Source organism: Cupriavidus sp. IDO (genome assembly GCF_000812465.1).
Taxonomy (GTDB): Bacteria; Pseudomonadota; Gammaproteobacteria; order Burkholderiales; family Burkholderiaceae; genus Cupriavidus.
Genome location: NZ_JWMA01000030.1, coordinates 1 through 21,528, shown reverse-complemented (window position 1 = coordinate 21,528; position 21,528 = coordinate 1). Strand labels below are relative to the sequence as shown.

20 protein-coding genes and 1 pseudogene are annotated in these 21,528 nt (G+C 66.9%); 7 read left to right on the top strand and 14 right to left on the bottom strand.

Annotated elements, in window-relative coordinates; genetic code table 11:
• Positions 1–458 precede the first annotated feature (458 nt).
• Both RM96_RS10285 and RM96_RS10280 read left to right on the top strand, forming a co-directional pair.
• Positions 459–1,085: a response regulator transcription factor gene (locus RM96_RS10285; protein ID WP_039010283.1), complete on the top strand. Its 627-nt coding sequence runs from the start codon at positions 459–461 to the stop codon at positions 1,083–1,085.
• Entirely contained in the window at positions 1,082–2,926 is a 1,845-nt protein-coding gene (locus RM96_RS10280; RefSeq protein WP_052279439.1) for an ATP-binding response regulator, read from the top strand. Before RM96_RS10285 ends, RM96_RS10280 begins: the two co-directional genes overlap by 4 nt.
• Positions 2,927–2,965: 39 nt before the next feature.
• Here the strand turns inward: RM96_RS10280 and RM96_RS39320 are convergent, their stop codons facing one another.
• The 12 genes and pseudogenes from RM96_RS39320 to RM96_RS10235 form a co-directional block, all read right to left on the bottom strand.
• Complete coding sequence (locus RM96_RS39320; RefSeq protein ID WP_193752426.1) at positions 2,966–3,133, bottom strand: hypothetical protein; 168 nt, start codon at positions 3,131–3,133, stop codon at positions 2,966–2,968.
• A gap of 220 nt (positions 3,134–3,353) precedes the next feature.
• On the bottom strand, positions 3,354–3,821 hold the full coding sequence (locus tag RM96_RS10275) for a DUF2501 domain-containing protein (protein ID WP_039010282.1): 468 nt from the start codon (positions 3,819–3,821) through the stop codon (positions 3,354–3,356).
• Between the two features lie 92 nt (positions 3,822–3,913).
• Positions 3,914–4,336 carry a VOC family protein gene (locus RM96_RS10270; protein WP_039010281.1) on the bottom strand — a complete coding sequence of 141 codons (423 nt, stop codon included), beginning with the start codon at positions 4,334–4,336 and terminating at the stop codon, positions 3,914–3,916.
• Positions 4,337–4,371: 35 nt separating this feature from the next.
• Positions 4,372–5,487, bottom strand: coding sequence for an NADH:flavin oxidoreductase/NADH oxidase (locus RM96_RS10265; protein ID WP_039010280.1), 1,116 nt, complete (start codon positions 5,485–5,487; stop codon positions 4,372–4,374).
• A gap of 122 nt (positions 5,488–5,609) precedes the next feature.
• Complete coding sequence (locus RM96_RS40835; RefSeq protein ID WP_443112251.1) at positions 5,610–6,158, bottom strand: YbfB/YjiJ family MFS transporter; 549 nt, start codon at positions 6,156–6,158, stop codon at positions 5,610–5,612.
• Positions 6,134–6,793, bottom strand: a pseudogene (locus RM96_RS40830) (YbfB/YjiJ family MFS transporter); the annotation flags it as partial. The pseudogene RM96_RS40830 and the gene RM96_RS40835, both read right to left, overlap by 25 nt.
• 201 nt (positions 6,794–6,994) lie before the next feature.
• On the bottom strand, positions 6,995–7,621 hold the full coding sequence (locus RM96_RS10255) for a TetR/AcrR family transcriptional regulator (protein WP_039010279.1): 627 nt from the start codon (positions 7,619–7,621) through the stop codon (positions 6,995–6,997).
• 119 nt (positions 7,622–7,740) lie between these two features.
• Positions 7,741–9,105, bottom strand: a complete 1,365-nt coding sequence (locus RM96_RS10250) for an MFS transporter (RefSeq protein WP_039010278.1) — start codon at positions 9,103–9,105, stop codon at positions 7,741–7,743.
• A 244-nt stretch (positions 9,106–9,349) separates the two neighbouring features.
• Complete coding sequence (locus tag RM96_RS10245; RefSeq protein ID WP_039010277.1) at positions 9,350–9,886, bottom strand: winged helix-turn-helix transcriptional regulator; 537 nt, start codon at positions 9,884–9,886, stop codon at positions 9,350–9,352.
• A 70-nt stretch (positions 9,887–9,956) separates the two neighbouring features.
• Positions 9,957–10,094 carry a hypothetical protein gene (locus RM96_RS39315; protein ID WP_193752425.1) on the bottom strand — a complete coding sequence of 46 codons (138 nt, stop codon included), beginning with the start codon at positions 10,092–10,094 and terminating at the stop codon, positions 9,957–9,959.
• A gap of 21 nt (positions 10,095–10,115) precedes the next feature.
• Complete coding sequence (locus tag RM96_RS10240; RefSeq protein ID WP_039010276.1) at positions 10,116–11,720, bottom strand: DHA2 family efflux MFS transporter permease subunit; 1,605 nt, start codon at positions 11,718–11,720, stop codon at positions 10,116–10,118.
• Positions 11,717–12,826, bottom strand: a complete 1,110-nt coding sequence (locus RM96_RS10235; protein WP_039010275.1) for an HlyD family secretion protein — start codon at positions 12,824–12,826, stop codon at positions 11,717–11,719. The genes RM96_RS10240 and RM96_RS10235 overlap by 4 nt, the downstream gene beginning before the upstream one ends.
• Positions 12,827–13,009: 183 nt before the next feature.
• Here RM96_RS10235 and RM96_RS10230 point away from each other — a divergent pair, with 183 nt between their 5' ends.
• Both RM96_RS10230 and RM96_RS10225 read left to right on the top strand, forming a co-directional pair.
• Complete coding sequence (locus RM96_RS10230; RefSeq protein ID WP_039010274.1) at positions 13,010–14,470, top strand: efflux transporter outer membrane subunit; 1,461 nt, start codon at positions 13,010–13,012, stop codon at positions 14,468–14,470.
• Between the two features lie 49 nt (positions 14,471–14,519).
• Positions 14,520–14,864: a nuclear transport factor 2 family protein gene (locus RM96_RS10225; protein WP_238587209.1), complete on the top strand. Its 345-nt coding sequence runs from the start codon at positions 14,520–14,522 to the stop codon at positions 14,862–14,864.
• Between the two features lie 47 nt (positions 14,865–14,911).
• Here RM96_RS10225 and RM96_RS10220 read toward each other — a convergent pair whose 3' ends face one another.
• On the bottom strand, positions 14,912–15,679 hold the full coding sequence (locus RM96_RS10220) for an SDR family NAD(P)-dependent oxidoreductase (RefSeq protein ID WP_039010273.1): 768 nt from the start codon (positions 15,677–15,679) through the stop codon (positions 14,912–14,914).
• 141 nt (positions 15,680–15,820) lie between these two features.
• Between RM96_RS10220 and RM96_RS10215 the strand changes: the two genes are divergently transcribed.
• Positions 15,821–16,414, top strand: coding sequence for a TetR/AcrR family transcriptional regulator (locus tag RM96_RS10215; protein WP_039010272.1), 594 nt, complete (start codon positions 15,821–15,823; stop codon positions 16,412–16,414).
• 112 nt (positions 16,415–16,526) lie between these two features.
• Complete coding sequence (locus RM96_RS10210) at positions 16,527–17,843, top strand: MFS transporter (protein ID WP_039010271.1); 1,317 nt, start codon at positions 16,527–16,529, stop codon at positions 17,841–17,843.
• A 67-nt stretch (positions 17,844–17,910) separates the two neighbouring features.
• On the opposite strand, the gene RM96_RS10205 is transcribed toward RM96_RS10210, so the two are convergent.
• The gene (locus tag RM96_RS10205) at positions 17,911–20,313 is read right to left on the bottom strand and encodes an acylase (protein WP_039010270.1); all 2,403 of its coding nucleotides are present in this window, start codon (positions 20,311–20,313) and stop codon (positions 17,911–17,913) included.
• Between the two features lie 169 nt (positions 20,314–20,482).
• Here RM96_RS10205 and RM96_RS10200 point away from each other — a divergent pair, with 169 nt between their 5' ends.
• Positions 20,483–21,493, top strand: a complete 1,011-nt coding sequence (locus RM96_RS10200; RefSeq protein WP_039010269.1) for a helix-turn-helix domain-containing protein — start codon at positions 20,483–20,485, stop codon at positions 21,491–21,493.
• Positions 21,494–21,528 lie beyond the last annotated feature (35 nt).

Here is a 21,528-nt window from a genome sequence, read left to right as displayed (position 1 = left end):
GCAACCAGTCCTGCTCAAGCCAGCATGTTCGTCTTACCTTGCAAACCGGGGCGCGTTCATATAAGTAGGTCGCCCCTTCAGGGGCGAAACCTGAGGCCGTCGACCCTCGACAGCGGCCAGCCGCAGCCACTACCCTCAGGCGCACTAGCAACGGCCCCTCCAAAACCCTAACCCCACAAATCGGCGAAGAACCAAAAAAAATACCCACAGCCGGGTGGTAGTGGGTATCCGAAAAGTGGTGCGGGCATGTCGCGGATATGCCCGCACCGCCATACTCCCACCTCCTGCCCCCGCTGCAAATAATCTTTCCGGACTAGGCCATCGGCTGACATATCAGCCACATGGACAATATGGCCGGAATCGAGTCCAATTCCCTTTGCCCGCCATCCGGCAGGCGACCCAGAACAACAACACCGGGCATCGGCCGCCGCCGGCGCCATGCCCCTGCCCGCCCCGCCATGGCCCGAGCCCGACTGCTGCTGATCGACGACCATACCCTGTTCCGCACGGGGCTGCGCCTGGTACTGGCCGACAGTCCCAGCGTCGACACCATCATCGAGGCCGGCTCGGTGATGGAGGCGGTGCAGGAGCACGGCGGCACGGCGGTGGATATCCTGCTGCTGGATATCCAGATGCCGGGCCTGAACGGCATTGAAGGCGTGAAGGTCCTGCGCCGCCACTTTGGCACGGCGCGCATCCTGATCGTGTCGGGCACTTTCGGGCTGGAGACCATCCCCGTCGAGGCACGCCGCGAGATCTCCGGCTTCCTGCCCAAGTCGGCGAATGCCCGCGAAATCGAAGAGGCCATTGCCAGCTGCCTGACCGGCGGCACGCATTTCTCGCAGGACGCCGACACCTCCGTGGCACCGGCGTATGCGTCGAGTTCGCTGACTCCGCGCCAGCTGGAGGTGCTGCACCAGCTCACGCTCGGCCGCTCCAACAAGGTCATCGCCTACCACCTGGGCCTTTCCGAAAACACGGTTCGCGTGCACGTGGCGGCCATCCTCGACCACCTCGGCGTGGTGAGCCGCGTCGAGGCCATCCTCGAGGCCCAGCGGCGCGGGCTGGTGCAGGCGGTGCGATGACCGCGGGCGCCCCGCAGCCGCCGCGCTTGCGCACGTTCCGCTTCGGCCTGCTGCCACGGCTGGACGAGCCGCGCCTGCTGGCCGCGCAGATGGAACTGATCGACCAGAGCTTCGGCATTGCGATGCTGGGGTGTTCGCTGGCGGCATTCATCCTGGCTGCGGGACTGACGCTCAGCGGCGGCCATCGCGGCGCGCTGCCCTGGGCCTGCGCCATGGCAATTGTCTGTGCGGTGGCCCACTTCGGGCGGCTACAGTTGCCCGGGCGGCTCACCGAGGCCGGCGCCGGGCACTATGCCCGCGGCATGACAGCGACGCTGACGCTGATCGGCGGGCTGTGGGGGCTGGTAGCGTGGCTGTACCTGGATATCCGCTCGCCCGCGGTAGTGATCTGCGTGCTGTCGCTGATCGCCGGCATGAGCGCGGCCGCGCTGGCGGTGTTCTCGGCATGTCTGCCCGTGGCAATCGGCTTCTTTATTCCGTCCATCGTGCCGGTATGGATTTCGTTCCTCGCCACCGGCGATCTCGAATTCCTGCCGATGTTCCTCGGTACGCCGCTCTACCTGGTGGTGCTGATGATCTTTGCGCGCAACTACTCCAACATGGCGCGGCATTCGATTGCACTGCGTTTCGAGAACGTCGAGCTGATCTCGCAGCTGCGCGAGCAGACCGCCCGCGCCGGAGAAGCCCAGCATGCGGCGGAGGAGGCCAATCGCGCCAAGTCAGTGTTCCTGGCCTCGGCCAGCCATGACCTGCGCCAGCCGTTGCACGCGCTGGGGCTGTTCCTGGTATCGCTCGGGCGTACCGCGCTGAACGAGCGGCAGCGGGAACTGCTGGAGCATATCGAGGCATCGTCCGGCGCCGCGCGCGAGATGCTCAATACCTTGCTGGATTTCTCCAAGCTGGAGGCGGGCGTGGTCGCGCCGCGGCCGCGCGCGTTCCGCCTGCAGCCGCTGCTGCACAAGCTGGAGAACGAATTCGCACCGCAGGCCAACGCGCGCGGGCTGGTCTATCGCACGCGCGATACCACCGCCACGCTGTACGGCGACCCGACGCTGGTCGAACTGATCCTGCGCAACCTGATCGCCAACGGCATCCGCTACACGCGCGCAGGCGGCGTGCTGGTCGCCTGCCGGCAGCGCCGTTTCCATTGCGTGGTGGAAGTGTGGGACACAGGTATCGGCATCCCCGCCGCGCAGCACCGCGATATCTTTCGCGAGTTCCATCAGCTGGGCAATCCGGAGCGCGATCAGCGCAAGGGGCTGGGGCTCGGGCTGGCCATTGTCGAAGGCCTGGCGCGCACCATGCGCACGCGCGTGACGCTGGCATCCGCGCCGGGGCGCGGCTCGGTGTTCCGCTTCCACCTGCCGCTCGCCTGGGCAACGCCCGAGGAAGTGGCCAGCGCCACGGCAACGCGTGGCCTGGATGGCCTGCGCGTGCTGGTGATTGACGATGACGAGGCCATCCGCACCGCCATGTCGGGCCTGCTGGCCAGCTGGCAATGCGTGTGCCGCACGGCGGATTCAGAAGAGGACGCCCTGGACGTGCTGGACGAATTCAGCCCGGAGATGATCCTGGCGGACTACCGCCTGCGCGGGCACCGGACCGGCCACGAGGCGCTTGTCGTCATCCGCGAGCGGCTCGGGCAAGCGGTGCCGGCCATCATCATCACGGGCGATACGGCAGCCGATCGCCTGCGCACCGTGCATGCCGGTGGCACTGCCCTGCTGCACAAGCCAGTGGTGCCGCAGGAACTGCACGCGGCCATCAGCGCACTGCTGCGAGACGCGGCCGCACTGGATCCGGGGAGCGCCGCGCAGGCGGCTCCCACGTTCGCCGGCTGATTTCGCCCTGAGGAGTGCAGCCCGTCAGGGTCGCCTTTGTCAGCCGATCGAATGCATCGGCGACAGCGACCATGCGAGTATCAGCGCCCCGACGATCGCCGGGGAACCCAGCTTGATCGCCTTGCTCTGAGACAGCACGCCAAGATAGACATACAAGCACACCAGCACCATCGCAGTCAGATACAGAAGGCCGTCATAGACTTGCATGGATGTCTCCCTTAATGATTTTTATTGGTTTACATCGGTGGCTCTGCCGGCGGGGCTGGTCGAATGGGGGGCGCCCTGCCGTATTGCTTTTGCTGTCTGTTGCGATGATGGTGGCCACTTCGCCCGGACGTGGCAATCATGGAAATCCCTCTGCGGGACGCAGAAATAATGCTGCAGCGCGGCACAAACGATGTACCGGGCACGACATGTCTCGCCGCGTTCAGAGCAGCGATTTGCCCTGCGCAAGTATCTTCTCGCACACCTGTTCAGTGGCCTTCGCCTTCAGGCCACTGCCGCTCAGGTCGAGTGTCTTGCCGTTGCCGCTTTGCAGCACGCCCTTCGCGCCGCTCGTATAGCCGCTGTCATTGGACACGGAGGCGGGGCCGCCCAGCTTGTCCATCAGCTTGTCCTTGACCGACCCCGCGCTGTGCGCGCCGAGGTAGTTGTTCTTGATGCAGAAGTCGAGCACGCCGGCGACGTTGCCGGCGCTGCCCGAAGTCAGCGACTGCAGCGAAAGGCCGCCAAGATTGCCCGTCGCGCTCTCCACGCCGCCGGCGCCGCCCATCGGGTTCTTTAGGATGTCGCCGAGCTGCGCCTGGGTCGCGCTCGCGTGAAGCAGCGTGGCTGCCACGAATGCCAGCACACCACACCGGTGCCATAAAACATGGGATGTCCGGAATGACTTCATCACGCGCCCTCCTCTTGGCTCGTGCCGCGGCCAGCTACCAATATAGTGCGCGTGGCGGCGATGCGCGGTAAGGGGCGCCGGGAGCGTTGTATTTAGCCAGCAGGAAGCATCTGCGGATTCCAGGCCACTTCCCACAGGTGCTGGTCCGGGTCCTGGAAATACCCCGCGTAGCCGCCCCAGAAGGTGTCCTGCGCGGGCTTCACGATGGTGGCGCCCGCTGCCTGTGCCTGCTTCATGACGGCATCGACTTCGGCCTTGCTGCCGACGTTGTGCCCCAGCGCCAGATCAGTCGCCGCCGGTGCGGACACCGGCAGCCCGGTGTCATGCGCCAGGCTGGAGCGCGGCCACAAGGCGAGCTTCAGCCCTGCCTGCAGATCGATGAAGACCACCGCGCCATGCTCGAACTGCTGGCCGACGATGCCCGCCGTGTGCAGTCCGAGTCCGTCGCGGTAGAAGCGCAGCGCCCGTTCCAGGTCGTCTACGCCAAGGGTGATCAGGGTGACTCGGGCTTTCATGTGCGCTCCCGTTTGCGGTTCCGTGTGGTCAGGCCCTAGCGCTGGCCAAAGCTCGCCCCTTCGAACAGGTCCTTCAGCTCGCGTGGCTGCGAGCGCCAGTACTGCTTTGGCGCGCTCACGCTGGCGCCCAGCTTTGCCGCCGCATGCCACGGCCAGCGCGGGTCGTACAGCATGGCGCGGGCCAGCGACACGGCATCTGCCTCATTATTGGCGATGATGGCCTCGGCTTGCTCGGGTTCGGTGATCAGGCCCACGGCAATGGTCGGCAGCCCAACCTCTGCCTTGACCCGCTGCGCATATGGCACCTGGTAGCCCGGCCCGAGCTTGATGGCCTGCGCGGGCGAAACGCCGCCGGTGGTGACGTGAATCGCCGCGCAGCCGCGCGTCTTGAGCGCCTTCGACAGCGCCACCGTGCCCTCGATATCCCAGCCGCCCGGCACCCAGTCGGTGGCGGAGATGCGCATCCACACCGGCTTGTCCGCAGGAAACGCCGCGCGCACGGCGTCGAACACTTCGATCGGGAAGCGCATGCGGTTTTCCAGGCTGCCGCCGTATTCGTCCTCGTGATGATTGGCGAGCGGCGAGAGGAACTGATGCAGCAGGTAGCCGTGCGCGGCGTGGATCTCGATGCCGTCCAGGCCGAGACGCTCGGCACGCCTGGCAGCCGCGACAAAGTCATCGCGCACCTTGTCCATGCCGGCCCGGTCGAGCGCGACCGGCGGCACTTCACCCTGCGCATGCGGTACCGCCGAAGGCGCTACGGCGTGCCAGCCCCCGGGCGCGTCAGGCGCAATCTGCTGGCCGCCGTCCCACGGCGCCTGGCTGGAAGCCTTGCGCCCTGCGTGCGCCAGCTGGATCGCGACTGCGATCGGCGAATGGGCGCGGATCGCCTTCAGCACGCGCGCGAGCGCGGCCTCGTTGTCATCGGAATACAGGCCCAGGTCCTGCGGCGTGATGCGGCCTTCGGGCGATACCGCCGACGCTTCGAGGATCAGCATCCCCGCGCCGGACAGGGCCAGCGAGCCCAGGTGGATCATGTGCCAATCGCCGGCATTGCCGTCTTCGGCCGAGTACTGGCACATCGGCGCGATGATGATGCGGTTGGCGAGCCTCAGGCCGCCGATGTCGAGGGGATCGAACAGATGGCTCATGCGTATTGCTCCTTGCTGAACGGGTCACGCCGGCCCGGACAATGGCGGCGTGGAAATCAAAGTGTTGAAAGCATCAGACCCGATGATTGTAGGTCGATGCCGCGCTCGCCGCCTGGCGTGCCTCAGCGCCGCCGCGTGCCGGTGAAATCCGCGGCAAGTGCGAGCATCAGGGCTGCCGCACCACACGCGAAGATCAGCGCATAGCTCTCATGCGAATGCGCGAACAGATACGAATAGCCGTAGCCGCCAAGCGCTTGGAACAGCGCGAAAGCCGTCGTGGCATGGCTCCACGACGCACGCTGCGCAGCGGGGTCGTGCGGCAGCATCTCCTGGATCCGGCCCAGCACCAGCGGCACAATACCGGGCGAAAATACGCCGAGCACCACGGTGGCCACGCCGATGGCCAGCGGATGCCCTGACAACCCGAGCAAGGCCACCGCCAGGCCCTGCAGCAGCAATGCACCGCGATAAGCCGCACGGAAACCCACGCGGTCCGCCGCGAATCCGCTGACCAGCGGGCCCGCAATGGCGGCAACGCCGTACAGCACCCAGTAACCAGCGCCGACACTGGCGCCGCGCCCAAGGCCGCGCGCCACGTAGTCCACCAGCAGCACCATGGCCGGCACCAGTCCCAGCGCGTTGGCGGCGTACTGGGCGTAGAGCACGCGCATGGCCCTGACTTGCGCGGCGCGACCGACCCGGCCGGTGCAGCCGATGCGCTTGCAGCCGGCTCGCTTGCCGCGGGCCAGCCAAACCAGCTCGCTGCGGTCAGCGCCAGCGCAACCATGCCAAGCCCGATCCAGGTATCGCGCAGGCCGACTTGCAGCAGGCGCGGCACCAACGTACCGGACGCCGCAATCCCGAGGCCAAGCCCGAGAAAGATCATGCCGCTGACAAACCCGCGCCTCGGCGCCGGAATATGCGGCAGGATCGATGTCGCCACCAGCACCATGATGGCGCCGCCCGACGGGCCCGAGAGAAAACGCCACGCAAAGAACCAGCTGACGGACAGCGGCCATGCGCAGGCAAAGAACGCCGCGGTAGCAGCCAGCATCGACAACCGGAGCGCAGTGCGATTGAACAACACCGAGACCATCGGCCGCGCCAGCAGCGCGCCGGCCAGATAGCCCGCGAAATTGGCCGCGCCCAATGCCACGGCTTGCGACGATGTGAACCAGTGCGCCTGGATCAGCGACGGAATCAGCGGCGTATAGGCAAAGCGTGCCAGCCCGATCGCAACGAAGCTGGCGCAAAGGCCTGCCAGGGCCGCATAGATCGAGCGCGCGTCCAGCGACGGCGACGGCATGGCGGCCCGGCTGGCGGTGAGGTTCTGTGGCATGGGTGACACTCCTGTATCGCGACGCCGCGGATCAGCAATTGCGATGTCGTCCCGATGGCATCGGGGATGGCAATGCAAAAGAAAGAGAATGCAGAAGACCGCCGCACCGCCTGCAGAGGCTATGCGGAGAAGGCATTCGGAGCTGAAATCAGGGTTGGTGCGCGGCGCTCAGGTAGTGTTGGCGCCGGCGACCAGTGGCGGCGGCAAGGCCGGCAAACCGAGCCAGGCTAGCGCAGGACGCACTGCCCCTTCGAGCAGGCTGCGTTCCGGCGCGGCGCGTGCCAGTACGCGCAAGCCCAGCAGCACGGCCAGCAGATGGCTGGCGGCATCGTCGGGGACAACCGTCGCCGCAATCTCTCCTGCCTGTTGAGCGGCCACCAGACGGCGGTGGAAGAAGCTGCGGATCTCCAGGAATTCGTCGGCTACCTTCTGCTGCAGGGTCGGATCGTCCTGTGTGGCCTCCAGCGCCGTGTTCACCAGCAAGCAGCCGCGATGCTGCGGATCAGCCAGCGAACGTTCGATGCTCTCGTGGAAATAACCGGTAATAGCCGCGACGGGCGGCTGCGTCGATTCGAGCCGGGCAATCCGCTCGCGGACGGTGAGATCGAGATAGCCGTCCAGCGCCCGCAGGAACAGCGAGCGTTTGTCGCCAAAGGCGTTGTACAGGCTTGGCTGCGTCATCCCCATCACGCTGGTCAGGTCGCGTGTGGAAGTGGCCTCGTAGCCGCGCGCCCAGAAGGCATCCAGCGCGGCGGTCAGCGCGGATTGTTCGTCGAATTTTCGGGGTCTGGCCATATTGCCTGCGTTTTGTAGCAATCGATATAAAACGGATTATAGATCGATCGATACAAAACGCAAGGGCGGCTTCCGCGGCCTTGAAACGTGCCTGACAAGCCGCTTTAGCGCCGTCGCATTCAGTCCCGTGCCAGATGCCGCCCACTCGCGCCCGGATCCCGCGTCACCAGCCGCAACCCGCTCGCCACGGCTGCCACGCCGGCAAACCCGGCGCCCAGGGCCAGCGCCAGCCCTGGCCCTCGGGACCCCGCAATGCCAAAGCACAAGGCCACCAGCGCAGCCCCGGTGGCCTGGCCGAGCAGCCGCGCCGTCGCGATCACGCCGCTGGCGCCGCCGCTGCGTTCGCGCGGCGCACTGGCCATGAAGGCCTTCAGGTTGGGCGACTGGAAGAAGCCGAAGCCGGCACCGCAGATACACATGCGGATGCCGATCTCGAGCGCGCTCGGGTTGGCCGGCAGCATCGCCAGCGAAGCCATGCCGGCGCTGAGCACCGCCAGCCCCACTCCGCCGAGCAGCCCGGGCGGAAAGCGGTCGGACAGCCGCCCGGCGATCGGCGCCATCACTGCCACCACCACCGACCACGGCGTTAGCAGGAAGCCGGTCTCGACCTGTCCGCGGCCGAGCACGTGCTGGAAGTAGAACGGCAGCGAGACGAAGGCCAGCCCCTGTGCCGCGAACGAGCACACGGCGGTCAGCGTCGAGAGCGCAAACATCGGGCGCCGGAACAGGTCCACCGGCAGCATCGGCGCCGGGTGCCCGCGCTCGCGCCACAGCAGCAGGCCGAACGCCACCACGAAGATGCCCGCCGCCGCCAGCGACAGGTGCAGCGGCGCACGCTGGGCGCCCTCTCCCAGGGCAAAGATCAGCGCGGCAAACGTGATCACGTTGAGGACCGCCGCCACGCGGTCAAAGCTGTGCTGGCTGCGCGGCGATTGCGGCAGCGAGCCGCGGGCGATCAGCAAGGCCAGCAGGCCGATCGGCAGGTTGACCGCAAACAGCCACGGCCACGAACCGAACGACAGGATGACCGAAGCCACCGTCGGTCCGAGCGCGAACGACACGCCCACCACCAGCGCATTCAGGCCAACCCCGCGCCCGAGCCGATGCATCGGGAAGATCGCGCTGATCAGCGCGGTGTTGACGCTCATGATCGCGGACGCCCCGATCCCCTGCAGCACGCGCGCCGCCGCCAGCGACGGCAGCGACCACGCCAGCGCACACACCACCGAGGCGGCGATAAACAGCATCACGCCGCCCAGGTAGATGCGCCGGTGCCCGAGAATGCCGCCCAGCGCGGCAAACGGCAGCAGCGTCGCCACCATCGCCAGCTGGTAGGCATTGATCACCCACACCGAGGCAGCCGGCGTGGCCTGCAAGTCGGCCGCGATCGATGGCAGCGCCGTATTGGCGATGGCCGTATCGAGCGTGGCGAGGGCAACGGCAATGAGGATGGCAGCCATGCCGCGGCGTTCGCGCGAGGTCATGGCGGCGTCCGCGGAGGATTGGGACGCAGGCTGGAGGGGAGCTGTATTCGACACTGTCTCTACCGGTTGCCGCCACGGCCGGAACGCGGGCCGCGGCGATCATCAGTCCGATGACAATAAGGGAAAACGCTTCAGCGTGCTGAAGGCGCCTTCATATGTATGCACAACCTGCGCCAGCCGTACACGGAAGACATTTGGGGAAAAAAGCAGTGATGCCCGAGTTGCCCAGTGACGAGGATTGCACTCAGGCAGCGCCCGCTTCGGCCGGCTGTGCGGCAGCCGCGACATGGGCCGCGTGTTCCGCCGCGACAGCCAGCCGCTTGCGCAAGGATTCGCCGGCAGCGGGCCCGGGCGCCACCACATGACGGCCGATGCGCAGCGGCTCGCCACTCTCGGCGTCCACCAGCAGCGGCTGCACGGTCTTGCCGGTCTCCTTGTCCACGAGCTGCACGCTCACCCCCTCCGGCGCGAAATGCTTGTTGCCCCAGGCCAGCAGGGCCAGCATCACCGGACGGAAATCCCGCCCGATATCCGTCAGCACGTATTCATAGCGCGGCGGACGCTCCGAGTACTGGCGACGTTCGAGCAGCCCCTCTTCCACGAGGCCGGCCAGGCGCCGGGTCAGCATATTGGGCGCGATGGCCAGGTTCTTCTGGAATTCGTCGAAGCGGGTGGTGCCATAGAAGGCTTCCCGCAGGATCAGGATGCTCCACCACTCGCCCACGCGCTCGAGGCTGCGGGCGATGGGGCATGGCATGTCGCGGAAGGTCTTTCTTTGCATGGTCTTGGTTCCCTATAACTAGCATCATGCTAGTAATCGTATTGCGGTACCAGGTGCGGTGCAAGCAGTGTTACGCGCGGCAATAGCTGTTGTCCGCCCTGGCGCAAGCCACGCCTCCATCGCGCGGCCGCTCGGGCGAAGCCTGGACCAGACCGGCCAGCAACAGTGCGCCGGACATCAGCAACAGTGCTCGAAGACAGGTTTTCATTGCATCTCTCCTGCGACCAGGTCAATGGGCATCGGCCGAAGGCCCCTTGGGTGGCGCGACCTTGCGCATCAGGGGGGCCATCGCCGTCGCGATCACGAAGCACACCATGATGACGAGGAAGGTGTCGCCAAAGGTCTGCGTCTGCGCCTCGCGCATGACCAGGCCCCACAACTGCCTGAGCGCCGCGCTCTGGGCGTCAAGCGTATCGGCGCCCAGGGTCGCCGCATTGTTGCTCACGCTCTGCAGCAGCGCGGCCATCGACTCATTGCGGATGTTCAGGTGCTCGGCCAGCCGCAGGAAATGCATATTGGTGCGATCGTTGAGGATCGTCGCGCAGGCGGCAATGCCGATCGCACCGCCAAGGTTGCGCATCAGGTTGAACAGGCCGGACGCCAGCTTGAGCCGCTCCGCGGCCAGGCTACCGAGCGTCAGCGTTACCGTGGGCGCCACGGCAAACTGCTGGGCCATGCCGCGCAGCGCCTGCGGCACCAGCAATTCGGAGCCGCCCCACTCGTGCGTGATCGGCGCGAAGTTCCACATCGATATGGCAAACAGGGCCAGCCCGAACATCATCAGCCAGCGCAGGTCCACCCGGTTGGCCAGGAACGCATAGAGCGGGATCGACGCGACCTGGAATACGCCGGTGGAGAACACCGCAAGGCCGATCTGCAGCGCACTGAGTCCCCGCACGTGACCCAGGAACAGCGGCGTCAGGTAGATCGTGGCGAAGATGCCGATGCCGGTGACGAACGAGAAGAAGCAGCCGAGCGCGAAGTTGCGGTCCTTGAGCGCGCGCAAGTCGACGACCGGATGCGCGTAGGTCATCGAGCGCCAGATAAAGGCAACACCGGACAGCCCGGCGATCCACGCAGTCGCCAGGATGACGTCATCGCCAAACCAGTCCCAGCGCGGCCCCTCTTCCAGCGTGTATTCGAGGCAGCCCAGAAAGAGCGCCATCAGCGTCATGCCAAGGTAGTCCGCACCGCGCAGCAGTGACCAGTCCGGGCGGTCGACCTTGACCAGCATCGGCACGGCAACCGTGACGAAGATGCCGGGCACGAGGTTGATGAAGAACAGCCAGTGCCACGAGAAATTGTCGGTGATCCAGCCGCCGACGGTCGGCCCGAGCGTCGGCGCGAGCGATGCCAGTCCGCCGATGATGGCGGCCGCGACCACGCGCTGCGGGCCGGCAAAGAACGCGAACGCGGTAGTGAACACCAAGGGAATCATCGAGCCGCCGAGAAAACCCTGCGCCGCGCGGAACACGATCATGCTCTGGATATTCCAGGCAATGCCGCACAGCAGGCTGGTGATGGTGAAGCCTGCCGCCGATGCCGCGAACAGCCAGCGCGTGGACATCACGCGCGCCAGCCAGCCCGACAGCGGGATAACGATGATCTCGGCGATCAGGTAGGCGGTTTGCACCCAGACCGTCTCGTCGGTGCCGGCCGACAGCCCGCCGCCGATATCGCGCAAGGAAGCCGACACGATCTGGATATCGAGCAGCGCAATGAACATGCCCACGCACATCGAGGCGAAGGCGAACACCTTCGCCGACATGGACAGCTCGCCGGGGGCCGGCAGCTGCTGCGCCGGTGCCGGCGCGGTAACCGTTGCCGTGCTCATGATTTCGCCTTCTGCGCGGGCCGCGCATCCACCTGCGCCACCACCGACAGGCCCGGGCGCAGCGTGCCGAGGCGGGCATCGGCCTCATCGAGCACGATGCGGACCGGCACGCGCTGGACGATCTTGGTGAAGTTGCCGGTGGCGTTCTCCGGCGGCAGCACGCTGAATTGCGCACCCGTGGCCGGGGCCAGGCTCTCGATGCGGCCATGGAAGACCCGGCCCGGCAGCACATCCGCCTCGATCGTGGCACGCATGCCGGCGCGCATATTGGCAAGCTGCCCCTCCTTGAAATTCGCATCGACCCACAGCCCGTTCGCGGGCACGATCGACAGCAACTGGGTGCCGCTGCCCGCATAGGCGCCAACGCGTGCGCGGCGGTTGCCGACCGTGCCGTCCACGGGTGCGCGCAGTTCGGTGTAACGCAGGTTGAGCCTGGCAATGTCGCGCTCGGCAATCGCCTGGGCCAGCGCGGCCTCGGCCTGTTGCTTCTGCGTGGCGATCACGTCGATTTGCCGCTGCGCGGCCAGCAGGCTCGCCTGCGCCTTCTGGCCATTGGCGAGCGACTGCTTGTAATCGGCATCCGCCTTCTGCGAGCTCTGGATCGAAACCGCCGACTTTGCCACCAGGCTGGCGTAGCGCGCCTGGTCGTCGCGGGAGCGCACGGTGTCGGCGTCTGCCGCGGCCACGCCCGCCTTCGCCTGGCCGATCACCGCCTGCTGCAGCCGTTGCGTGGCGTCGAGGTTGGCGAGCAGTGCCTGTTGCGCGGCGACCGCGCCTTCGGCCTTGGCCAGGGCGGCGCGATAGTCGCGATCGTCGATACGCACCAGCAGGTCGCCGGCGTGGACCTCCTGGTTGTCGGTCACCGCCACTTCGGCGATGTAGCCCGCCACCCTGGCACCAATCAGCGTGACGTCCCCACCCACGTAGGCATCGTCGGTGCTCTGCACGAAACGGGCATCGGTCCACCAGTGATACCCGTAGCCGGCCGCCGCGAGACCGGCCACGACCAGCGCCCCTCTCAGCAGCAGCTGCTTCGCGCTGCGTTTGGACTTGGAGACGGGGACGGGCGCTTCGGTTGCGCGTTCGACCATCGTATTGCTGCTCATGAGTCTTCCTTCTTCAGATTGCACCTGCCACGACTTCCGGTTCAGCGTGGCGTTCGCTGCACCGCTGCCGCCTGACCAAAATTCATGTTGCTATCAACATGAAAGTTAGTCTAGAGTTGTCACTAGCATCATGCAAGTTATTTTTGCATCGAGCAGTTTGAAAGGTGTCTCCCTATGACTCAGATGTCTCTTCCCTCCCGCCGGCTTGCACGACACGCCGTTTCCACAGCTGCCGCCGCGCTGCTGGCCCTTGGCCTGACCGCTTGCGCTGTTGGCCCCGACTACCGCAGGCCGGATGAAGCGATGCCGGCCGCATATCCGCATGCCAAAGCGCTGGAAGCGCGCGAAGCGACCCGCCCCGCGCCGCCGCTGGATACGTGGTGGACGGGTTTCGACGATCCCGTGCTGACCAGAATCGTCCAGCGCGCGCTGGACCAGAACCTTGACCTGGCGGCTTCGATCGCGCGCGTACAGCAGGCACGCGCCGCCGCCGACTACGCCGGCGCGGAACTGCTGCCGGAAGGCAATCTCGGGGCCGGCGTCAGCAAGCAGCACCAGTCGCAGGAGAGCGCACTCGGCAAGCTTGGCAGTGCCCTCCCCGGCTACAACCGGAACAAGACCACCTACAACGTGGGCGCCGGCGCCAGCTGGGAAATCGATATCGCGGGCGGCTTGCGGCGCGGCGCGGAAGCGGCCGATGCCGAACTGCAGGCCGCGGAAGCGGATCACCTGGGCGTGCGGATCTCCGTGGCCGCTGAAGCCGCCGACGCCTACTTCCGCGTGCGTGGCGCGCAGCAGCGCATCGCCATCGCGCAGCAGCAGGTGGAGACAAACAGCAAGCTGCTGGAACTGGTCCGGCTGCGCCTGGCCGACGGCATCGGCGCCGAGCGAGAAAAAGCGCAGGCCGAAGCACAGCTCTCGCAGACACGCGTCACGATCCCGCCGCTGCAGATTGAACTCGAGACGCAGCTGAACCGCCTCGATGTGCTGATGGGCGCGCAACCGGGCACGTATGCGGCCGAACTGGGCAAGCCGGCGGAGCGCCCCCTGGTACCGCAGATCTCGGCGGCAAAGGGGCCGGCGAGCCTGCTGCAGCGCCGTCCGGATGTCATCGCCGCCGAGCGGCGCCTGGCGTCGTCCAATGCGCGCATCGGCGTGGCAACCGCGGAGTACTACCCCAAGCTGTCGTTATCGGCCCTGCTCGGCTTCGAGAGCCTGTCGGCGGGCAAGCTGTTTACCGCTGCCGCTTTCCAGCCGGCAGCGGCGGCCGGACTGCGCTGGCGGCTGTTCGATTTCGGCCGCGTCGATGCGGAAGTCGCACAGGCTAAGGGCGTGAATGCCGAGGCACTGGCGAACTATCGCAAGGCCATGCTGCGCGCTACCGAGGATGTCGAGAACGCCATCATCACGCTCACGCAGTTGGAGGTGCAGAGCAAGGAACTGGCCGTCGAGATCGACGCGCACACCCGCGCCCGCGGCGCATCCGAAGAGGCCTACAAGGGCGGCGCCGTGAGCCTGTTCGAAGTGCTGGACGAAGACCGCCAGCTGCTTGCCGCGCGCGACCAGCAGGCACGCGTCTATGCCGACAATGCACGTGCCGCGGTGGCGACGTTCCGGGCACTCGGTGGCGGGTGGTCCGAATGAGGGCTTGAGGTTGGATAGCCGTAGCGCCATCATCAGGAGAAGCCTCCTGATGATGACGAGGGATCCGATGAGCATGACATTGCCTGCGCCTCTGGGCGCCTATCTGGCCAGCGAAGCATCCCCAGATACCAGCGCGCTGGCAAGCTGCTTCGCTGCCGATGCCGTCGTGCGGGACGAGGGCCGCACGATCCGCGGGTTGGATGCCATCAAGGCATGGAAGACTGACGCCAAGGCCAGGTACCAATACCGCATCGAGCCGCTCGACACGTCACAGGACGGCGCCACCGTGACGATGCAGGCGCGCCTCACGGGAAACTTCCCGGGCAGCCCGGTTGTGCTGACCTACACATTCGTCCTGGCCGAAGGCAAGATCGCGTCACTCGAAATTCATTGACGACTGCCGCGCTGACTCCGGCCAGGGCTCCATCGCCCGCGGTGGCTCTAAGCCACCGACAGGCCGCCATCCACGCTGATGCTCTGCCCGTTGATGAAGCGTCCTGCATGTGAAGCCAGCAACAAGGCCAGGCCAGCGACGTCCCTGGCCTCGCCAATGCGGCGCATCGGGATGCCGGCGGCCAGGCGTGCCTCGCGTTCGGGGTCGCCCCACAGCGCTTCGCGCGAGAACTCAGTACGCACCGGCCCCGGGTTGATCGCGTTGATATTGATGCCGGACGGCCCGAGTTCCAGCGCGAGGCTGCGCACCGCCTGATCGGCCGCGGCCTTGGTCACGCCATACATGCCAAGGAACGCCGAGCCGCGCTTGGCAGCGATGCTCGACATGAAAATGATCGAACCGTCGCGCCGTTCGATCATCTGCGGCGCCAGCGCATTGACCAGCACCAGGTTGCCGCGCACGTTGCCGGCCATGGCTTCCTCGAACACTTCCGGGCCCTGGCTCAGCATCGAGCCGGGCGTGCCGCTTGCGGCCGCGTTCAGCACCAGTGCATCCACACGGCCGAAGGCTGCCAGCGCCTGTTCGGCGAACGCACGCACACTCGCCACATCGGCAATATCGCAAGCAAGGCCTTTGGCCTGGATGCCCTCGCCTTGCAGCGTGGCGGCAACGGCCTGGCTGGTAGCCCCGTCGCGGCCAGAAACTACGACAGCGGCGCCCGCACCACCGAGGGCGCGGGCGATTTCCAGGCCCATGCCTTTGGTCGAGCCGGTAATGACGGCCACGCGGCCGGTGAGGTCAAAGCGGTTTTGCATGAGGAACGCTCCTGAGCGAAGGACGGAAGTGAAAAACACGTCACCGGAGTGACGATTTTTTAGATGACACATGACATCTATTGAATAAATTATGGGTGTCATCTAAAATCCGGTCAAGGAAGAATTCACAGGAGTGCTGTTATGGCGCGTGCATCACGAGAACAGGCGGAGAAGAACCGGGAGGCCATCGAACAAGCCTCGTCGCGGCTGTTCCGCGAGCGTGGCCTGAACGGCGTCAGCGTGGCAGAAGTGATGGCGGACGCCGGCCTCACTCACGGTGGCTTCTACGGCCACTTTGCCTCCAAGGACGCACTGGCGGCGCAGGCGGTCAGGCGCGCCTTCGAGGAATCCAGCCAGCGCTGGGAACGCCGCATCGATCGCGCCCACGGCGACCGGCAGGCCATGCTGTCCAACCTTGTCGCGCCCTACCTCACGCCTGAGCATTGCGCCCATCCCGGCGCCGGGTGTGCAGCCGCGGCGCTGGCCAGCGACGTGGCGCGCGAGCCAGCCGACAAGCCGGTGCGGCAGGCCTATCTCGAAGGCTTCAGGGCGCTGGTCGGGGACATCGCGAAGACGGTCGATCTGGATGACGCCGCCGTGCGCAACAAGGAGGCGCTGGTCCGCATCGCCTTGCTGGTGGGCGCCGTCACGCTGGCGCGCGCGACCTCGGGCGACCCGCTGTCGGAAGACATCCTTGCCGCCGCGCGCGAGCAGTTGCTGGGCACTGACGCCTGACGGCACGCGGTTTCCTGCTTCGAATGACCTGAACACCCGCCGCCCAACGCATGGCGGGCATGAGCCCCTTTAGTCTTCTTGTCCCCAGAAAACGCCCCAACCAGAGAGACCCATGTTCGCCCAATCCCTTTCCAGCCGACTTGACCGGCGCGGCATCCACTACGCGTGGCTGATCGCCGCCATCACCTTCCTGGTGATGCTCACGACCTCGGCCGCGCTCGGCCTGCCCGGCGCATTTCTCAAGCCGCTGACGAGCGAGATGGGCTGGAATACGGACCAGATCTCATCGATCCTGGCCTTCCGCTTTGCCTTGTTCGGACTGATGGCGCCGTTCTCGGCCATCCTGATGGAGCGCTTCGGCGTACGCAACGTGGTGTGCGCCGCGCTGGCATTGATTGCAGGCGGCATGACGCTGGCCACCGTGGCAACCGAGCTGTGGCAGCTGTTCGTTGCCTGGGGCCTGATGCTGGGCGTCGGCTCCGGCCTGACCGCGCTGGTGCTGGCCGCCGTGGTGGCCAACCGCTGGTTCAGCGCGCGGCGCGGGCTGGTGATCGGCATCCTGACGGCCAGCTCGGCAACGGGCCAGCTGGCCTTCCTGCCGGTGGCCGCCTGGCTGATCGAGCATATGGGCTGGCGCGTCGCCGTCATTCCGGTGCTGGTTGCCTGCGCGGCGTTGGCCGTGCTGGTACTCAGCTTCATGCGCAACCGGCCCGCCGACGTCGGCCTGGCGGCCTTCGGCGAGGTCCCGGCCAGCGTGCCGGCGCAACCGCCCGCATCGGCACCGGCCGCGCCCCTGACCCTGCGTGGCCCCTTCGTGGTGCTGCGCGATGCCGCCCGTAGCCAGACCTTCTGGGTACTGGCGGGCACCTTCTTCATCTGCGGGCTGAGCACCAACGGCCTGATCCAGACGCACTTCATCTCCCTGTGCGGCGACTTCGGCATGAGCCCGGTGCCGGCCGCCTCGGCGCTGGCGATGATGGGCGCGTTCGACTTCGTCGGCACCATCCTGTCGGGCTGGCTGTCGGACCGCTATGACAGCCGCAAGCTGCTGTTCTGGTACTACGGATTGCGCGGCCTGTCGCTGTTCTGGCTGCCGCACTCGACCTTCACGCTGTACGGCCTGTCGATCTTCGCCATGTTCTACGGGCTGGACTGGATCGCCACGGTGCCACCCACGGTAAAGCTGGCTGGTTCGGCCTTCGGCCGCGACCGCGCGCCGATGGTGTTTGGCTGGATCTTTGCCGCCCACCAGATCGGCGCGGCCACGGCAGCCTTTGGCGCCGGCCTGAGCCGCACGCTGTTGCTGACCTATACGCCGGCGTTGTACGCCGCCGGGGCTGCGTGCATGGTGGCGGCGCTGCTGGCACTTGCAATGAAGCGCTCTGCCCTGGCAGGCGGCACTGCGCCGGCGCAACCGGTGAAGGCGTGAATGCCTGTTTGAAGATTCACGTCGCCCCCGCGAAAGCGGGGGCGACGTGAGATGCTCACATGCAAAGCTACTGGCTGATCCGCACCACCTTCAGCTGCGAATCGGCGGCGATGGCTTGCTCGCTGAACGGCAGCCGGATCCAACGCTTGGCCGAGAACTCCTGCATCTGGTCAAACGCATGCGGCGACTCCGGGTCGACCGACTGGCCATAGACCAGCAGCGCCTCCGCCACCGGCCCGTTGTCGTCAAAGCCCACCGTCTGCACATAGCTCGTGCCGTAGTACACCTGCAGGCCCTTGTCCGAGACCGGACGGCTTTGCAGCTTGTTGAGCACGCCTTCGTACTCCTCGCCGCCGTGCAGCGCGATCTTGCCGGCCGGCGCGCGTGCCGCCTGGACTTCGCCCAGCGGGGCATCCAGCGCAAAGCCCGCGGCGCGCATTGCCTGCACCGCATCCTTCAGCGCCTTGAGCACCGCCGTGCGCACCGCCTCGTCACGCATGCGCAGGCCGCGCGGCGTGTTGACCGGGTCGGCCGGGTTGAAGTCGATGGCGTAGACCTTCGGGATCTTCGATGCCCGCATCCAGAACTCGCGGAACAGCGGCGCGGCACGGCTGTCGAGATTGCTGTGGCGGTCCCACTTGCGCAGCGCCGCGCAGCCGTCGGCCAGATCGGCGTCGCGCGTACCGCGGCAGGCGTTGAGCAGGTCGTCCAGTACCAGCTCGCCCGAGAGATTGCGGTCGCGGAACAGCACGGCCTGCAGGCTTGGCATGTCGAAGCGGTTGCCCGGCAGGCCATCGTTGCCGGCCAGGCGGCGGCCGATCTCCATCAGGCCGACGCGCGTGCGCAGCCGCTGCGGCGTCTCGGCGGGACCGAGCACCGGCGAGAAGCCCGTCAGCTTCTGGTTGGGGTTGGACAGCCAGGAGCTGTCGTTGCTGTTGGCAACGAAGTCATCGCGCACCAGCACCGGCATCGCCGCGGGCGCCACCAGGCCCGGCACCGGCGAGGCCGGGTCCTCCGTCCAGTTGCACGCCGCACGCGAGCCGTCCAGCAGCACCATGCCGGCGCCCTGCATCAGCTTGCCGGCCAGCGCAGCACCGTCGCCCGCGGGCGCGCATTGCTTCAGCATGGCAGCCGAGACATTGGGCGCGACCGATACATCGGCGAACATCGCGTGGCCCTGCCGGTCAGTGGCAATGGTATTGACCCAGGGAATGCCCAGGCGTCCGATGGCCGTGCGGATGCCCGCCACGTCCTGTGCACGGCTGATATCCAGCCACGTATCGAGCGAACGCGTGTTGTTGCGGTTGGCGTCGCGCACGGCATACGCCTTCTGCGCGGTCCATGGCAGGCCTGCGGCCGGCATCGACATGACCGGGCCGTATTCGGTGAAGTAGAAGGTGCGCGAACGCTGCTCGGTACGGCCGTCGGCGAGCTTCACCGGGTAGCTGACGGTCTTCGTCGTCATCTTGCGCGGTGCGCCATCGACGAGATAGGTGGTCGGGTCGCCCTCCGCCAGCTTCAGCTCATAGAGCGTAAAGCGCCGCGCGGTCGAGACCGTGTGGGTCCACGCCACGTCCTTGTTGAAGCCGATGCTGATGATCGGGAAGGAGGCGATCGACGCGCCCATCACGTCCAGCTTGCCTGGCACCGTCAGGTGCGCCTCGAAGAAGCGGTTGGTGGTGGTCCACGGAAAATGCGGGTTGCCCAGCAGCAGGCCCTTGCCATTGCTGGTGACCGACTTTCCGAAAGCCCAGCCGTTGCTGCCGATGGGCGGATCGAGCAGCTGCAGGTCGCGGTTGACGGCATCGATGTCGATGCTGGCCACGTCGACGGCACCCTCGCGCCCTTGCGCAGCCGCGCGCGGCGCCGTCGCCGCCGGCGGCGTGGCAGCCAGGATGCCGGTGGCCAGCGCGCCGGCACTGGCCTGGATGCTCTTTTCCTCGGCCAGCCGGAACATATCGATGGCAGTAATCGGCCGCACCCAGTCGGCGTTGCGGCAGGCGGCCGGACGGCGCTCGGGCGGCGTGTCGCGCAGGTAACGGTTGTAGCCGGCGATATAGCCGCGCAGCAGTTCGCGCGCTTCCGGCGATGCCTGGGCGAAGCCGGCGCGCAGGGCGTCGTCGTCGACGATGGCGCGGAAGAAGGCATCCGCATCGCTGTTCTTGACCGGCCTGAACGACAGCTCGGTGGTCTGGTCCGGCCCGAATACGCGTGAGCGGTCGCCGCTCACGGTCACCACCTGATCGGCCATCAGGCAGACGTTGTCCTGCGCGTAGGCATAGGCCATGCCGAACGCCACGCTGGCGTAGTCGTTGGCCTTGATGTGGGGAATGCCGTAAGCGGTGCGGCGGATCTCGGCATCCAGGCCGCTTTCGCTCCAGTTGCCGCCGGTGGCACAGCCACCCAGCGTGGCGGCCGCCAGCACGGCGCCGCCGACTACGACCGCGCCGCGCGCGATGCGTTGCTTCATGCTTGTCTCCCGATTCTTGTGCTTTAGCTTTGAAGAGGCGCGGATGCGCGCTCCGGGGATACTGCCGCAAGCATAGTCGGGGATCGCGGCCGTGACAGGTAGCGTGATTTTCGCCAGAATTGGCGGCAATCCCGCCAACCGGACTGTTCGACCGTCCTGAGCCGAATCCATGCCCGACGTCTACCTGCTGTGCTACCCGTCCTCGGCCGTATCGGTGCTGTCCACGGCCGCCGATACGCTCGCCATCGCCAATACGCTGGCATCGATGCAAGGGCGCAGGCGCGCCAGTGCCGCGCCGTTCCGCTGGCGGCTTGCCGTTGCCGATCCGTCGCGATGGGAAGCGCTGGCGAATGTGCTCGGCTGTCCTTGCGTGCCGCTCGATGCGCTGTCGCAGGCCGGCGCCGACGCCATGCTGATCATCGCGCCGCCATTGTTCGACCATATCGCCGGACTGGAGCAGGTACTGTCGTTGCTGGACCGCGAACGCGCCGCGATTGCCGGGGCCGCCGCACAGGGCGCATTGCTGGTGGCACCGTTCACCGCGGTGGCCTTGCTGGTGTCGATGGGACTGCCCGGAAAACTGGCCGTGCCCTGGCTGATTGCCAACTGGATGCGCGACGCCGATCCCGCGGGGCGCCTGCAGCCCGACCAGCCGGTGGTCAGCAGCGAAAACCTGCTCAGCACGCGCGCGATGGACCACGTCCATGCCATGCTGACAGAGGCCGTCGCCCGCAGTGCCGGCGCCGCCCTGGCGCGCACGCTGGGCGGCGCCCTGCTCGACCAGCCCGAGCGCGGCGAGGCTGTCTCGATCTGGATCCGCAACCCCGACGCGCCGCGCGAAAGCGTGGTGCTGCGCGCGCGCCGCTATCTGCAGCAGAATCTGGCCGAGCCTTACGACCTGTCCCGCCTGGCGGCGGCGGCGTCCACCAGCGAACGCACGCTGCTGCGCCATTTCATGAAATCGGTGGGCATGTCGCCGCTGCAGTTCCTGCACCAGCTGCGCGCCGAACGGGCCTGCCATCTGCTGGAAGTCACCACGCTGAGCCTGACCGCGATTGCCGAGCAATGCGGATACCAGGACATGTCTGCCTTCCGCAACCTGGTGCGGCGGCATACGGGACTGACGCCGGGTGCGCACCGGCGGGCGTATTCGGTGCGGGCGGAATTGCGGGCGGGGTAAGGCAGACAGCCGGGGCCGCGTGGCAGCGAGCCCCG

Excerpts from the sequence above, each read along its gene's own strand:
- RM96_RS10285 (WP_039010283.1), top strand. The coding sequence starts at position 459 with ATGGCCCGAGCCCGACTGCTGCTGATCGACGACCATACCCTGTTCCGC.
- RM96_RS10280 (WP_052279439.1), top strand. The coding sequence starts at position 1,082 with ATGACCGCGGGCGCCCCGCAGCCGCCGCGCTTGCGCACGTTCCGCTTC.
- RM96_RS39320 (WP_193752426.1), bottom strand. The coding sequence starts at position 3,133 with ATGCAAGTCTATGACGGCCTTCTGTATCTGACTGCGATGGTGCTGGTG.
- RM96_RS10275 (WP_039010282.1), bottom strand. The coding sequence starts at position 3,821 with ATGAAGTCATTCCGGACATCCCATGTTTTATGGCACCGGTGTGGTGTG.
- RM96_RS10270 (WP_039010281.1), bottom strand. The coding sequence starts at position 4,336 with ATGAAAGCCCGAGTCACCCTGATCACCCTTGGCGTAGACGACCTGGAA.
- RM96_RS10265 (WP_039010280.1), bottom strand. The coding sequence starts at position 5,487 with ATGAGCCATCTGTTCGATCCCCTCGACATCGGCGGCCTGAGGCTCGCC.
- RM96_RS40835 (WP_443112251.1), bottom strand. The coding sequence starts at position 6,158 with ATGCGCGTGCTCTACGCCCAGTACGCCGCCAACGCGCTGGGACTGGTG.
- RM96_RS10255 (WP_039010279.1), bottom strand. The coding sequence starts at position 7,621 with ATGGCCAGACCCCGAAAATTCGACGAACAATCCGCGCTGACCGCCGCG.
- RM96_RS10250 (WP_039010278.1), bottom strand. The coding sequence starts at position 9,105 with ATGACCTCGCGCGAACGCCGCGGCATGGCTGCCATCCTCATTGCCGTT.
- RM96_RS10245 (WP_039010277.1), bottom strand. The coding sequence starts at position 9,886 with ATGCAAAGAAAGACCTTCCGCGACATGCCATGCCCCATCGCCCGCAGC.
- RM96_RS39315 (WP_193752425.1), bottom strand. The coding sequence starts at position 10,094 with ATGAAAACCTGTCTTCGAGCACTGTTGCTGATGTCCGGCGCACTGTTG.
- RM96_RS10240 (WP_039010276.1), bottom strand. The coding sequence starts at position 11,720 with ATGAGCACGGCAACGGTTACCGCGCCGGCACCGGCGCAGCAGCTGCCG.
- RM96_RS10235 (WP_039010275.1), bottom strand. The coding sequence starts at position 12,826 with ATGAGCAGCAATACGATGGTCGAACGCGCAACCGAAGCGCCCGTCCCC.
- RM96_RS10230 (WP_039010274.1), top strand. The coding sequence starts at position 13,010 with ATGTCTCTTCCCTCCCGCCGGCTTGCACGACACGCCGTTTCCACAGCT.
- RM96_RS10225 (WP_238587209.1), top strand. The coding sequence starts at position 14,520 with ATGATGACGAGGGATCCGATGAGCATGACATTGCCTGCGCCTCTGGGC.
- RM96_RS10220 (WP_039010273.1), bottom strand. The coding sequence starts at position 15,679 with ATGCAAAACCGCTTTGACCTCACCGGCCGCGTGGCCGTCATTACCGGC.
- RM96_RS10215 (WP_039010272.1), top strand. The coding sequence starts at position 15,821 with ATGGCGCGTGCATCACGAGAACAGGCGGAGAAGAACCGGGAGGCCATC.
- RM96_RS10210 (WP_039010271.1), top strand. The coding sequence starts at position 16,527 with ATGTTCGCCCAATCCCTTTCCAGCCGACTTGACCGGCGCGGCATCCAC.
- RM96_RS10205 (WP_039010270.1), bottom strand. The coding sequence starts at position 20,313 with ATGAAGCAACGCATCGCGCGCGGCGCGGTCGTAGTCGGCGGCGCCGTG.
- RM96_RS10200 (WP_039010269.1), top strand. The coding sequence starts at position 20,483 with ATGCCCGACGTCTACCTGCTGTGCTACCCGTCCTCGGCCGTATCGGTG.